General features: G+C 58.7%; 13 protein-coding genes. 4 read left to right on the top strand and 9 right to left on the bottom strand.

The annotated features are described in order from the left end of the window. Nucleotides 1–55: 55 nt before the first annotated feature. Complete coding sequence (locus tag F3H58_RS15415; RefSeq protein ID WP_035240392.1) at nt 56–880, bottom strand: tetratricopeptide repeat protein; 825 nt, start codon at nt 878–880, stop codon at nt 56–58. A gap of 142 nt (nt 881–1,022) precedes the next feature. On the opposite strand from F3H58_RS15415, the gene F3H58_RS15410 reads away from it, so the two are divergent. Continuing rightward, nucleotides 1,023–2,417, top strand: a complete 1,395-nt coding sequence (locus F3H58_RS15410) for a leucyl aminopeptidase family protein (RefSeq protein WP_149742789.1) — start codon at nt 1,023–1,025, stop codon at nt 2,415–2,417. 113 nt (nt 2,418–2,530) lie between these two features. Here F3H58_RS15410 and pncB read toward each other — a convergent pair whose 3' ends face one another. The 7 genes from pncB to F3H58_RS15375 form a co-directional block, all read right to left on the bottom strand. Further along, entirely contained in the window at nt 2,531–3,835 is a 1,305-nt protein-coding gene (gene pncB / locus F3H58_RS15405) for a nicotinate phosphoribosyltransferase (RefSeq protein ID WP_065654709.1), read from the bottom strand. Nucleotides 3,836–4,045: 210 nt separating this feature from the next. Beyond that, entirely contained in the window at nt 4,046–4,405 is a 360-nt protein-coding gene (locus tag F3H58_RS15400; protein ID WP_078051538.1) for a hypothetical protein, read from the bottom strand. Between the two features lie 95 nt (nt 4,406–4,500). After that, nucleotides 4,501–5,352 carry a C40 family peptidase gene (locus tag F3H58_RS15395; protein ID WP_149742788.1) on the bottom strand — a complete coding sequence of 284 codons (852 nt, stop codon included), beginning with the start codon at nt 5,350–5,352 and terminating at the stop codon, nt 4,501–4,503. Between the two features lie 18 nt (nt 5,353–5,370). Beyond that, entirely contained in the window at nt 5,371–5,715 is a 345-nt protein-coding gene (locus tag F3H58_RS15390) for a MarR family winged helix-turn-helix transcriptional regulator (RefSeq protein ID WP_149742787.1), read from the bottom strand. 363 nt (nt 5,716–6,078) lie between these two features. Further along, nucleotides 6,079–7,185, bottom strand: a complete 1,107-nt coding sequence (locus tag F3H58_RS15385) for a DUF475 domain-containing protein (RefSeq protein WP_149742786.1) — start codon at nt 7,183–7,185, stop codon at nt 6,079–6,081. Between the two features lie 291 nt (nt 7,186–7,476). Continuing rightward, nucleotides 7,477–8,394: a DMT family transporter gene (locus F3H58_RS15380; RefSeq protein ID WP_149742876.1), complete on the bottom strand. Its 918-nt coding sequence runs from the start codon at nt 8,392–8,394 to the stop codon at nt 7,477–7,479. Between the two features lie 123 nt (nt 8,395–8,517). Further along, nucleotides 8,518–9,399, bottom strand: a complete 882-nt coding sequence (locus F3H58_RS15375) for a LysR family transcriptional regulator (protein WP_080855785.1) — start codon at nt 9,397–9,399, stop codon at nt 8,518–8,520. Nucleotides 9,400–9,505: 106 nt separating this feature from the next. On the opposite strand from F3H58_RS15375, the gene F3H58_RS15370 reads away from it, so the two are divergent. Next, entirely contained in the window at nt 9,506–11,002 is a 1,497-nt protein-coding gene (locus F3H58_RS15370; RefSeq protein ID WP_149742785.1) for a CoA-acylating methylmalonate-semialdehyde dehydrogenase, read from the top strand. 91 nt (nt 11,003–11,093) lie between these two features. On the opposite strand, the gene F3H58_RS15365 is transcribed toward F3H58_RS15370, so the two are convergent. Continuing rightward, nucleotides 11,094–12,143 carry a Fe(3+) ABC transporter substrate-binding protein gene (locus F3H58_RS15365; RefSeq protein WP_035264601.1) on the bottom strand — a complete coding sequence of 350 codons (1,050 nt, stop codon included), beginning with the start codon at nt 12,141–12,143 and terminating at the stop codon, nt 11,094–11,096. A gap of 173 nt (nt 12,144–12,316) precedes the next feature. Between F3H58_RS15365 and rirA the strand changes: the two genes are divergently transcribed. Together rirA and F3H58_RS15355 are read left to right on the top strand one after the other, a co-directional pair. Then, complete coding sequence (gene rirA / locus F3H58_RS15360) at nt 12,317–12,787, top strand: iron-responsive transcriptional regulator RirA (RefSeq protein WP_059759126.1); 471 nt, start codon at nt 12,317–12,319, stop codon at nt 12,785–12,787. A 170-nt stretch (nt 12,788–12,957) separates the two neighbouring features. Next, nucleotides 12,958–14,004 carry an AbrB family transcriptional regulator gene (locus tag F3H58_RS15355; protein WP_149742784.1) on the top strand — a complete coding sequence of 349 codons (1,047 nt, stop codon included), beginning with the start codon at nt 12,958–12,960 and terminating at the stop codon, nt 14,002–14,004. Nucleotides 14,005–14,058 lie beyond the last annotated feature (54 nt).

Genomic DNA, 14,058 nt, shown 5'->3' with positions numbered 1-14,058 from the left:
CAAAAGAAAATACTGTAGAACGATTGCCTGTCAGCCGGCCGGATGCTCGAACACATCAACCAGCCGGCTTGCCGTCCTTTTTCGCCAGTTGCTGCCAGGAGTTCTGCTGCGAAAGCATGGCACGCAGATAGGTGAGGTTTGCCTGTGCCTGCTGTGGCGAGAGTTCCTGAACCGCGATGCGCTCGGCTTCGGCAAAGCGGCCCTGTAGACCGACCACAAGCGCAAGGTTCTGGCGAACGCGGCTATCGGCGCCCGGCTGGGCGATGGCGGATTGCAGATATGTTTCGGCAGTGCGCGGATCGCTCGACAGGACATAGGACATGCCGAGGTTGGACAACACGCTCGGGTCGTTCGGCTTCAGGTCAAGCGCCTGCCTGTAGCGGGAACGCGCCTCGTTCGAGCGTCCAAGCTGATCGAGCACGGCGCCCTCGGCGGAATAAAGCCGCCAGTCGGGCCTGTCCGGCGTCTGTGCACGCTGGATGGTCGAAAGCGCCTGTTCCAGCTGGCCGGCGGCGGCCTGCGATTTGCCATAGGCGGCAAGGACATCGCGGTCGGCCGGATTGGCGATGGCGATCTGCTGCATGACGGCGAGAGCCTGTGTGTTCTTGCCGGTCATCATCAGCACGCTGGCATAATTCATGCCGACCGATTTATCCTTGGGGCTGCGTTCATAGGCTTTGCCGGCGCTCTCCTCCGCCTGCCGAAGCTGCTCCATGTTCATGTGATCATAGGAGCGGGTGGCGGCAGGAATGGAGCCGGTGGACATGCGATCGGGCTTGTTAGTGCTCGCGCATCCTGAAACCGCAAGAACCAATGCGGCAAGACATGCTCCCCGCAGCAACCCTGTCCGGCCTGTCTCGCCCAAAGAAAATGCAGTCATGGCAGCGCCCCCGCCCAAGAATGATCGATCTTGCGCCCGACACACGACAGACTCACATGACGCAACTTTCGCTTAAGCAATAATCTGTTAACCCTAACAGAGCGTTAATCGCACCGATTCTCGACATTTACGGAAGCATACAATGGCGCCCTATCAGTTCATCGAACGCCCGACCCCTTTCAGCTCCAAGGCCGGCAGCACATTGCCGGTTTTCGCCGTCACACCGGCCCATATCGAACAGGGCGCCATCGATCCTGTCGCTCTGGACTGGGCGAAGAAGGCGGGGTTCAAGGCGGAGGCAGGCGCCATCCTCCTCGTTCCTTCCGCCGATGGTTCGCTGGGCGGCGTGCTTCTCGGCCTCGGCGGCAATCCCTCGGAAATCCCCTTCATCACCGGGAAACTCGCCCGTGAGCTGCCGGAAGGCGAATGGCACATCGAGACCGCACCCCTGACGGCCAATCGCCTCGCTCTCGGTTTCGGTCTCGGCAGCTACCGCTTCGACAAATACAAGACCACCAAGACGAACGGGGCAAAGCTCCTTATTCCGCAGGATGCGGAAGACGGCGAGATCAAGCGCGTTCTGGCCGGCGTTTTCCTCGCGCGCGACCTCATCAATGTTCCAGCCAACGACATGGGGCCGGATGAGCTTGAGATTGCCTTTCGCGCGCTTGCCGCCCATTACAAGGCGAAGGTGAAGGTCACCACCGGCGATGATCTGCTCAAGGAAAACTTCCCGCTGATCCATGCCGTTGGTCGGGCCAGCGAAAGCGCACCGCGGCTTCTGGAGATGAACTGGGGCAAGAAGGGCAATCCGCGGCTGACACTGGTGGGCAAGGGTGTGTGCTTCGACACCGGCGGTCTCGACATCAAGCCTGCGGCTTCCATGGCGTTGATGAAGAAGGATATGGGTGGGGCCGCCAATGTGCTCGGCCTTGCGCTGATGATCATGGATGCGAAGCTGCCGGTCGATCTGCGCGTTCTCGTGCCCGCGGTCGAAAACTCCATTTCCGCCAATGCCTTCCGCCCCGGCGATATCTATAGGAGCCGCAAGGGGCTGACGGTCCAGATCGACAATACCGATGCAGAGGGTCGTCTCGTTCTGGCGGATGCGCTGGCCTATGCGGACGAAGATGCGCCGGACCTGATGATCGATATGGCGACGCTGACGGGTGCCGCACGCGTCGCGCTCGGCCCGGATCTGCCGCCGTTCTACACCGATGATGAGGATTTGGCGCATGATATCGCGGAAGCCAGCATCGATACGGACGATCCGCTGTGGCGCATGCCGCTCTATATGGGCTACGACAAGGATATCCGCTCACGCGCAGCCGATATCACCAACGCGCCTTCGGGCGGCATGGGCGGATCGATCACCGCCGCCCTGTTCCTTAAGCGTTTCGTCACCAATACCAGGCGCTGGGCGCATTTCGATATTTACGGCTGGTCTCTGAGCGAGAGGCATCACTCATCGATCGGTGGGGAAGCGCAGGGTATCCGCGCACTCTTCCATTACATCGCACATCAGTTCGCGAAGTAATCTGCTGATAAGTTCAGGCTTTCACGGGCGCTTCCTCAACCGGAGCGGAGCGCCCGTTCTCAATTCAGAGCATTTCCGGATAAAAACCGGGCTCCACTTTTACTGGAAAAGCTTCAAACCAGAACCTTCTGTTCCTTGTGGTCTTCTTCGCCGAAGAACTTCAGGTAGCGCTCCACTTCGGCCGGGTCGCCGGTAGCCTTTTGCGGATTGTCCGAGAGCTTCACCGCCGGCCGGCCATTGGCGTCGCTCACCTTGCAGACGATGGAAATCGGCTTGAGGCTGGCGATGGTTTTTGGCGCGCAACCGGCAAAATCATTGGTGAGGTTGGTGCCCCAGCCGAAGCTCATACGAACGCGGCCTTCGAAATGCCTGTAGGTATCGATGATGGCGTCGACATCGAGACCGTCTGAGAAGATCAGCATCTTCTTGCGCGGATCGCGGCCCATCTTCTGCCACCACTCGATGATCTTTTCGCCGCCTTCGATCGGCGGGGCGCTGTCGGGACGGAAACCCGTCCAGTCTGCCACCCATTCCGGCGCGTTGCGCAGGAAAGCCGCCGTGCCGAAGGCATCCGGCAGCACGATCAGCAGGTTGCCGCCATAAAGCCGGTTCCAGTCCTTCAGAACCTGATAGGGTGCTGCAGCCAGCTCCTCATCCGTCTGCGCCAGCGCCGCGACCACCATCGGCAGTTCATGCGCGTTCGTGCCCACGGCTTCGAGATCGGAATCCATGGCGAGCAGGACGTTACTCGTACCGGTAAAGGCGGGCCCGATGCCTTCCTTCAGCGCTTCGACGCACCAGCGTTGCCAAAGGAAGCTGTGGCGGCGGCGGGTGCCGAAATCGGAAATGCGCAGGCCCGGCAGTTCCCGCAGACGCTCGACCTTCTCCCACATCTTGGCCTTTGCGCGGGCGTAAAGCACATCGAGCGTGAAATAACCGAGCGAACGCATGGCGCTGCGCGAGCGCAACTCGTTGATGATGGCGAGCGCCGGGATTTCCCACAGCGTCGTATCCATCCAGCGGCCATGAAAATTCAGCTCATATTGCCCGTCGCGCTTGAAAAGCTCATATTCCGGCAATTGATAGCTGGACAGCCAGGAGAGAAATTCCGGCTCGAAAATCTGCGAGCGGCCGTAAAACGTGTTACCCGCAAGCCAGATGTTTTCCTTTTTGGAAAGACGCAGGGTGCGTGCATGATCGAGCTGTTCGCGCAGCTCCATCTCGTCGATTTCTTCCGCCAGCCGCACCGTCTTCGTGCGGTTGATCAGCGAAAACGTCGCATCGACTTCCGGATAGAGCTTCCAGATCATCTGCAACATCAAGAGCTTGTAGAAATCCGTATCGATCAGGCTGCGGACGATAGGGTCGAGTTTCCAGGTATGATTATGGACACGGGTGGCTATATCGGTCTTCGTCATACTCGCATTCCCCAATATCGGCCAAAGGTCAGAATAGCCGATGTCACTCCGCACCCCGGCAGGTATCAACCTGTCATGCGGAAGATTTATCTGAAAAAGCGACAACAAGTCCAGAGCACCGGCCAGGCAAATGCCCGCCGCCACCGCCCGCGCATCGATTTTCCGAAGAGCGCAATGGGGTTTTCGGTCCGCTGCTGGAGCGATGCCGCCTCAGAAGGTCGGGTCTACGGGGTTTATGCCGGGATACCAGTCCTTGGAAACCGGGTTTCTGCCGCCGAAACTGGAAATTCCGTTTTCATCGGTGCAACGGTAACCCTGAACGGGAAGTCCACGGCTGCCGAAAACATTCCGGTAGGGGCCGCGCGAATATCCGGTCGAGCCAAGAGCGCTGTGGCAATTGTAACGGACCTTTGGCTGCAGCGTGCGCGGATCCTTGACGCCGGGCAGGTTTGCATAGGCATCCGGCGCGGGGGCAAAACCGTTCTGGAAAACAGTCTGCGCCTGCGCCGACGCGCTCAGCAAAACCGCCGCGAGGATCGCTGCCAATCGTGTCGCCGTTCTTGTCTTCATCGATGCCGGTCCCGAACCATCATCCAACCGATGTAGGCTGTCGGCGGCTCTCGCACAAAGGGCCTCACAGGAACAATTTCGTGAAAGCCGCCTTTTCAGTCTTCCAGGCGGCGGAAAGCTGTCGGCTTTTCGTACAGCCAGCCGATACGCTCTATGGCCGCATCGAGATTTTCGCGTGCGACATTCATCGTATGGCCATTGGCATGCAGCAGAATTTCCTCGTTTTCCATGAGGCCGACATGGCCCTTCCAGAAGACGAGATCGCCGCGGCGCAATTCATCCCGCTCTATTTCGACGCCGAGCGACTTCACCTGCATGTCGGTATCGCGCAGAACCCGCCGGCCCGCCATGGCCATGGAAAGCTGCACGAGGCCGGAACAATCGATACCGAAGCCGGAACGGCCGCCCCAGAGATAGGGGGTCTCGATAAAGCGCAGGGCCACCGCCACATAATCTTCCTCAAGCGCCGCATCCAGGGCGCGGCAATGGGCGGCGATGATGCCTTCGCCCTTTTCGGTCAGCAGGTAACGGGTGCCGCGTGTCTCCGCCTCGCCGACGATGCGGATGAGACTGCCCATGGACAGCGCTGCGACCGGCGGTTTGCGCAATTCAGCGGCTGGATAGAGAAACGTGCGCGGTGCAATCACCCGATGGGTGGCGACAACGACATCGCCAATCGCCGTTTCCGGCACATAGCCGGCATAACCATCTGCATCCGCCTGCACCCATGCCCAGCCATTCGCGTGCTCGAAAATACGGATGGTTTCGCCAGACAGCAGCTCGGTATCGATGCCGGCGGCAACGTCCGGCGTGGGCCGCAGGCCAACAACCGGCACCGCGATCTGCGCGGGCGAGCCGCTGACAAAACGTTCGGCCTGCACCACACCCTGCAGCTTTTCATCGGCGAGATCGGAGCGGAAGACATTCAGGCGGCGGTCGAGCATCATGGGTTTCACATCCAGGGGTTAAATCTTGCGCGCCTGATCAATAATCAGATCGCCGAATTTTTCCAGATAAAGCGCACCGGCTAGTGTGCGTTTTATCACGACATTGCGCTTGTCCCGCTCATCCCGAACACGGTCGACCAGTCCAAGAGCACCCAGACTGTCGAGGGCGCGGGTAATGACCGGTTTGGTCACACCCAGCATGGCGGCGAGACCCCGCACGGTGTGCGGCGGCGGCACGAGATAAATCTGCAGCAGGATGGCGGTTTGACGCAAGGTCAAATCCGGCTGATCGGCAATGACCTGCGCCGTGGATACACGATGCCAGAGACCCAGGGCCTCCGTGGGCGACAATTCTGCAGGCAAACCGTGACCCTTCCAGTCGTTATCTTATCGTTTTCATTCAACCGAACGGAAAACTCAAGAACCATCCCGCACAAACAGAACCGCCGCACGGCGCAGATCAGAAAGATCGCGCGGCGCGGCGGTATTTGTTGACCCGTTTTCGAGCCATGATGTCCCCTCTGGACTTGCAGAATGAGATGCAGGAAGCGTGCCAGTTTTGATGCAGCACACAAATAATCGTAAAAACAGTAACTTAAGGCAGGAACTCCGCCTTGTGGCGAAATTTTTCGCAAAGGACAAATAGCAACAAAAACAGGCAAAAAATAATTCAATGCTTAAAAACTGCCTTCCGCCGCAACAGCGGAAGGCATGGCTAATTGCGGCTCAGATCTCCGCGCCGCGGGCGGAATCGACCGCATCGACATTCTGTCGCCGGTTATAACGGATCGACGACCAGAGCGAGATACCGATCAGGCCAGCGCCGCCAAGGCCCGTGATGACCTCCGGAATATGCACCATGGTCTGCACGTACATGATGACGGACAGGATGAGGATTGCATAAAAGGCGCCGTGCTCCAGATAGCGATATTCCGCCAGGGTTCCCTTCTCCACCAGCATGATGGTCATCGAACGCACATACATGGCGCCGATACCGAGGCCGATGGCGATGATGAAGAGATTCTGCGTCAGCGCAAAAGCGCCGATAACGCCATCGAAGGAGAAGCTGGCATCCAGCACTTCGAGATAAAGAAACGCACCGAAGCCACCTTTCGCCGCGCCTTCCAGCATTTCCTGGCTGCGGTCGAGAATGCCGCCGACGACTTCCACCAGCAGGAAGGTCAAAAGACCCCAGATCGCCGAATGGAAGAAGGTGTTGGCCGCGACCGGACCAAGTTCCGGATTGTCGCTAGCACCGATGATGCGGGAAAAGATCAGCATGACGACCAGCACGAAGGCAATCTCGATGCCCTTCACGGAGGAATAGGTTGCAGCCTTTTCCTCGATCCAGCGCACCCAGTGCACGTCCTTTTCATGGTCGAAGAAGAAGTTGAGACCAACCATCATCAGGAAGGTGCCGCCGAAAGCCGCAATCGGCAGATGGGCGTCACGCATGATTTCCGCGTAACGTTCCGGCTGAGTGGCCGCCATGACGATCGCCGTCCACGGGCCGACATTGGCCGCGACGACCACGATGAGCAGCGGGAAGACGATACGCATGCCGAAAACGGCAATCAGGATACCCCAGGTCAGGAAGCGATGCTGCCAGACCGGTGTCATATCCTTGAGTTTATTGGCGTTGACGATGGCGTTGTCGAAGGAAAGTGAGATTTCCAGCACCGCCAGCACGACGCAGATGAAGAAGATCGTCGCCGTGCCGCCGACCGTACCGGTCATTTCCCAACCGAGATAACCGCCGAGGATCAAACCGACCACGGTGACGATAAATGCCCACTTGAAGTAGGTAAGCGTGTTTTTCTGGGCAGCGCTCATGTCCGGTCGCCTCCCATAAAGAGGGCGTTCAGGGGCCGACGCAGGGCGTCAGGCCGCACGCAGAAAGCACGCGCGCGAAGCACATTCAGGTTTTTCATAGTTTTTAATCCGCCGGCCAATTTTTGCAGGCGGTACCGACATCGCGAGAGCGCCGTAAAACTCTCGCCAGAGGGGCCCGGCACCTTTGTTTCCTCTGCCGTTGCGAGACAAATCATCGCAGGGCTCTTTCTTACTCCCTGAAGATCACGCCTTCGTCAAGTCCCGTGATCGTGATCGAGGCTGTGAGAAAGATCAAACCTGCTCTGCGGCCAGGTCTTCAGCGGTTTCGCGGCGGCGTTTGAGAGTATTTTCGCGGAAGAAGATATAAAGGCCGGAAAGAACGATCAGACCCGCGCCGACGACGATACTCGTCTGCGGCACATCGCCGAAGAACAGCCAGCCGAAAATCACCGCCCAGAGCAACAGCGTATATTGCAGCGGCGCGACGGTGGCGGCATCGGCAAGTTTAAGCGCCCGATTGACGAGCACATGCGCCGTCATGGCGACGACACCGAGCAGACCGAGGAAGGCGAGATCGAAACTGGACTGAACCGGCAGCCATCCCGATGGCGTGAGGAATACCGCGACAATGCCCGCAAGCGCCGCACCGATGATCTGCCAGAAGGCAAGCACCGTATCCGGCGTATTGCGCAGCTGGCGGCCAGACAACATCATGAAGGCAAAGGCGGCGCTGCCGAGGATCGAAAACAATGCTGCGGAGGTGAGGCTTGCCGAACTGGGTTTGAGCGCAATGAGAACGCCGACAAAACCGATGGCAATGGCCGTCCAGCGACGCCAGCCCACTTTTTCTCCGAGCAGAAACGGCGAGAGCGCCGCCACATAGATTGGGGCGGCAAGCCAATAGGTCATGACATCGGCGAGCGGGAGGGCCGCGACCGCGAAATAGAAACAGAAAAGCTCTGCGGTGGAAAAGAAAACGCGCGCAAACTGAAGGCCGGGACGTTCAATTCTGACAAGGCCGGAGAGGCCGGCACGCCAGACGATCGGAACGAGGATAATAAGCGCCGCCGCACTACGAATGAGGATCACCTGACCCTGGCTATAGGTGGCTACGAGCCATTTCCCCATGGCGTCGTTCAGTGCGAAAAGCAGCATTCCAAACAGCATGACGGCCACGCCGAGGCCAGTCGGCGAAAGCTTACGTATCATAGACATGTCAGTTCCGATCTCTCCCAATGGCTGCATTGGTCGTCCAGCCAGCCATCCTTTGTCAAGCCCCGAACTGCCGGGCCGGAATAATTAATAGTACTAATAATCTCGGCGTGTTGGATGTCAGGTGAAGATTCGCCGTTCTTCGGCCACCAGTTCCTGGAGAAAATCGACCACCGTGCGGACGCGGACCAGTTGACGGGCGGATTCGTGATAGGCCGTCCAGTAGGACCGGCTGATGGTGAGGTGCGGCATGATCCTCAGCAGTTCGGGATATTGCCCGGCGATGTAATTGTGCAGGATGCCGATGCCCGCACCGGAACGCACCGCCTCGGTCTGCCCGGTCGCGCTGGAGATTTCAAAGGCGGCGTCCCAGTCGCGCATGATCTCACCGGTAAAGTTCAGTGAAGGCGAAAAGATCAGGTCCTCAACGTAGCCGATCCGCCGGTGGCGCTTCAGTGCCTCGACATCATCAGGCGTTCCGTAATCGGCCAGATAATCCGCCGAGGCATAGAGGCCCAGCGAATAATCGGTGAGCTTCGAAAACATCAGCCTGCCCTGCTCCGGCCTTTCGATGGTGATGGCTATATCGGCCTCGCGCTGCGACAGAGAGAAAGAGCGTGGCACCGGCACGAGCTGGATTTTAAGATCGGGATAACGCGCCGTCAGCCGGCCAAGCCGCGGCGCGAGGAAGGAAACGCCGAGACCATCCGGCGCGCCGATGCGCACCGTTCCCGCCACCGCCGTATCGACGCGGCCGAGATTTGCCTGGGCATTCAGCATTTCGGTTTCCATGCGCTCGGCCCCGGCAAGAAGGCGCTGGCCCTCTTCCGTCAACTCGCAGCCATTGGTGCTTCTCAGGAAGAGCTGTGTGCCGATGGCCGCTTCCAACGCGGAAATACGGCGGCTGAGGGTGGCGTGGTTCACACCGAGCTTTCTCGCCGCCGAAAGAAACTGGCCGCTTCGCGCCACGCTTAGAAACAAACGCACATCATCCCAGTTCATGGCACCCTCCTTGTGTCTATTTTTGCACAATGGATGCTTATTTCAGGCGATTGATTTGTGCAAATCGAAAGGTAATGCTGCGCCATCACATTCTGGAGGAAAACCCATGAAGGAAATCGGTCATTTCATTAATGGCAAGCATGTGCCCGGCACCAGCGGTCGCACATCCAATGTCTACAACCCGGCCACCGGCGAAGTTCAGGCGACTGTCGCGCTTGCGAGCGATGCCGAGCTTCGCGGCGCTGTTGAGAGCGCAAAAGCGGCACAGCCGAAATGGGCCGCCACCAACCCGCAGCGTCGCGCCCGCGTTTTCTTCAAGTTCGTCGAACTTCTGAACCGCGACATGAACGAGCTGGCGGTGCTGCTCTCCAGCGAGCATGGTAAGACCGTTGAAGATTCCAAGGGCGATATCGTGCGCGGCCTCGAAGTCTGCGAATTCGTCTGCGGCATTCCGCATCTGCAGAAGGGCGAATTCACCGAGGGTGCCGGCCCTGCGATTGACATGTATTCGATCCGCCAGCCGGTTGGCATCGGCGCGGGCATTACGCCGTTCAACTTCCCCGGCATGATCCCGATGTGGATGTTCGCGCCGGCAATTGCCTGCGGCAACGCCTTCATCCTCAAGCCTTCCGAGCGCGACCCGTCGCTGCCGATCCGTCTTGCCGAACTGATGATCGAAGCCGGTCTTCCGGCCGGCATCCTGAACGTCGTCAACGGTGACAAGGGCGCCGTCGACGCCATCCTGACCGATCCCGATATCGGCGCGGTCTCCTTCGTCGGTTCGACGCCGATCGCCCGCTATGTCTATGGCACGGCCGCCATGAACGGCAAGCGCGCGCAGTGCTTCGGCGGTGCGAAGAACCACATGATCATCATGCCGGATGCCGATCTCGACCAGGCGGTAAACGCCTTGATGGGCGCAGGTTACGGTTCCGCCGGCGAGCGTTGCATGGCGGTTTCCGTTGCGGTTCCGGTTGGCGAAGAAACGGCAAATCGCCTCGTTGAAAAGCTCATCCCGCAGATCGAGGCGCTGAAGATTGGCCCCTATACCGATGACAAGGCCGATATGGGTCCGCTTGTCACCAAGGAAGCGCAGACGCGTGTCAAGGGTCTGATCGACAGCGGTGTCGAACAGGGCGCAAAGCTTCTGGTCGATGGCCGCGACTTCAAGCTGCAGGGTTATGAAGACGGCTATTTTGTCGGCGGCTGCCTGTTCGACCATGTCACTCCTGACATGGACATCTACAAGACGGAAATCTTCGGACCGGTTCTCTCCGTCGTTCGCGCCAAGAATTACGAAGACGCGCTGGAACTGCCGATGAAGCATGAATATGGCAATGGCGTCGCGATCTATACCCGCGACGGCGATGCCGCCCGCGACTTCGCAAGCCGCATCAACATCGGCATGATCGGCATCAACGTTCCGATCCCGGTTCCGCTCGCCTATCACTCCTTCGGCGGCTGGAAGGCTTCGAGCTTCGGCGACCTCAACCAGCACGGGACGGATTCGATCAAGTTCTGGACAAAGACCAAGACGATCACCTCGCGCTGGCCGTCGGGTATCAAGTCGGGCGCTGAATTCGTGATGCCGACAATGAAGTAAGCCGGGAAGCCGGTACACAAGCAAAAGCCCCGCTGGAAAACAGCGGGGCTTTTTATTGGATTTCGGCTGGGCGGTAAGGGCTGCGCCGGGATCAGTTGGTCGGGCCGTCGTTGAAACCCACTTCATCCACCAGTTCGGACGCCTGCTTGCGATGGGCGGCTATGTCCGTCAGCGGCAGCTTGTCCGGATTGATGGGGCCGAAGCCCTTCACGACATCGGATGGCTCCGCGCCGGGCAGCACCGGATATTCGAAGACCTGCTTGGCATAGATTTCCTGCGCCTCGCGCGAGGCCAGGAATTCCATAAGCTTCAGCGCATTGTCTTTGTTGGGGGCGTATTTCGTCAGCGCCATGCCGGAGATATTTACATGTGTGCCGCGATCGCCCGCATTGGGGAAGATCACCCGCACCGATCCGGCCCATTCCTTTTCTTCCGGCTCGCGATCATTGGTCAGCATCAAGCCGACATAATAGGTGTTGCCGAGCGCGATATCGCATTCACCGGAAAAGATCGATTTCGCCTGGCTGCGGTCGGTTCCGTCAGGCTTGCGAGCAAGATTGTTCTTCAGGCCGGTCAGCCATGTGCGGGTATAATCGACGCCGTGATGGGCGATCATCGAGGCGATCAGCGCGATATTATAGGAATGCTGGCCGTCGCGAATGCAGATCTTGCCCTTCCATTTCGGATCGGCAAGCTCCTCATAGGTAATGTCCTTCTGGGTCACCCTTTCCTTCGACGCATAGACCACCCGGCCGCGCGTGGTGAGGCCAAACCATTCGCCCTCGGGATCGCGCAGATTGGCGGGGATATCCTTTTCGATGACGGGATCGTTGAGGACCGGCTGGGTAACCTTGCCCTCCTTAGCCTCGACGAGACGGGCGATATCGACCGTCAGCAGCACATCCGCGGGCGAATTGACGCCCTCGGCCTGAATGCGTTCCACCAGCCCCTTGTCGAGAAAAAGCACATTCGCCTCTATCCCGGTTTCCTTCGTGAAAGCATCGAGCAGCGGCTGGATCAATTCAGGCTGGCGATAAGAATAGACGTTAACCTCCCCCTCAGCCAAAGCGACAGGCGCGGCGACAAGGATCGTCAGCCCTGAAAAAACGGCAGCGGAAAAGTATGATTTCAAGCTTGCCATTATGAATGCCTCCATTACATTCCGATTCTTGACTTGTTTGTTCATGAATCATCCGGACGGTCAACAAGGCTGTTCGAGAAATATCGGATGGGTGCCAGTTTTTTCAGTTTCTGGAATTGTTCTAAACTGAAAAAGAGACTATATAACTCCACATTGAGAGTTAGGAGACCAGCATGCGCTTGACCAAACAGACCAACTATGCCGTTCGCATGTTGATGTATTGCGCCGCCAATGAAGGCCATCTGAGCCGCATTCCCGAGATCGCCAAGGCCTATGGCGTTTCGGAGCTGTTCCTGTTCAAAATCCTGCAGCCGCTCAACAAGGCGGGTCTGGTGGAAACCGTGCGTGGTCGCAACGGCGGCGTGCGCCTTGGCAAACCCGCCGAAAAGATCAGCCTGTTCGACGTGGTGAAAGTGACTGAAGACAGCTTCGCCATGGCGGAATGCTTCGAGGACGGTGCTGTGGAGTGTCCGCTTGTGGATAGCTGCGGCCTCAATTCGGCGCTTCGCAAGGCGCTTAATGCCTTTTTCGACGTTCTGGCGGAATATTCGATCGACGATCTCGTCAAGGCGCGGCCCCAGATCAACTTCCTGCTGGGCCTCGATACGGAAATGCCGAAGATCGCCGCCCTTCCGGCTGCCTGACCGTCCCATTGCCGCATCGGCAATTGCCATAGCCCGTGTCCTTCAGGCCACGGGCTTTTCTTTTATAGAATACGCATGAAATGTAATATTTTTGATCCTGCGTGTTGACGTCGCGAATGGAAGCGGCGCATTTGGTCGCGAGCTTTTTCAAGCAACCAATCAGCGTCGCAATGATCATCAAGCCTGAATTCCATACATTTGCGCTCACCGCACTCGTCGGCAGCATAGGGGCGCTACTCGCCAGCCTTATCGATATTCCGGCACCTTTTCTTTCCGGCCCGGCGCTTGCCGTGACGATCACGGGGCTGGCCGGTGTAAGGCTTGGCGTTCCCGCCTTCATCCGCAATGCCTGTTTCGTCGTCGTCGGCATTTCCATGGGAACGAGCGTGACGCCCTCCGTGATCGACGCGGCAAAAACATGGCCCCTGAGCTTCGTCGTTGTGCTCGTCGCTGTCGTTATCATGCTCTATGTCGCCTATTGGATCCTGCATTACGGCTTCGGTTACGACCGGACAACGGCGATGCTGGGCGCCTCTCCCGGTCATCTCAGCTATATCATCAGCCTCGGCGCCGAGACGAAAAGCGACCTGGCGACCGTCAGCATCGTGCAAAGCGTGCGGGTGCTGGCGCTGACGCTTTCCGTGCCGCTGATCGTCGAATATTTCGATCTCGTCAGCACGGAACCGCTTGTGGCCAACCCGCCAATGGGCCTTTTCACGCTGGCGCTGACCATCGGCGCATCGCTTCTGACCGGCTGGCTTTTCCTGCGCTGGAAGTTTCCGGCCGCGCTGCTGCTTGGCGGCGTCGCCATTTCCATCGGCACCCACATTACCGGCCTTACCGAAGGCGGCGTTCCCACTTGGCTCAGCCTGCCCGTCTATGTGCTGATCGGCTGCCTTATCGGCACGCGCTTTTCGAATGTCTCACTGATGGACGTGCGGAAAGGCTTTCTGGCGGGCTTCATCGTTACCATCGCCGTGATGCTGATTGCCGGAAGCATTGCCTGGATGATTTCCGGCGTGACCGGCGTTCCGCTGAATGCCGTCATGATCGCCTATTCGCCGGGCGGCCTGGAGACCATGGCGGCGATGGCGGTGATGATGCATGCCGATACCGCCTATGTCGGCTCCCACCACGTCGTCAGACTCCTGTTTCTTTCCGTTCTCATGCCGCTCGTCATGGGCAAGGATGCACGCAAGCGCGACGGCGAAACCTGACCATCGGCGTATAGCCGGAGCCATCGACGCGAAAACGCAGGTGGCATGCAACCA

Origin of the sequence: Rhizobium sp. NFACC06-2, from assembly GCF_900101425.1 — a bacterium.
GTDB classification, from domain to species: Bacteria; Pseudomonadota; Alphaproteobacteria; order Rhizobiales; family Rhizobiaceae; genus Agrobacterium; species Agrobacterium leguminum.
The sequence above is the reverse complement of the archived record's forward strand: the minus strand, read 5'-3'. Positions and strand labels throughout refer to the sequence as shown.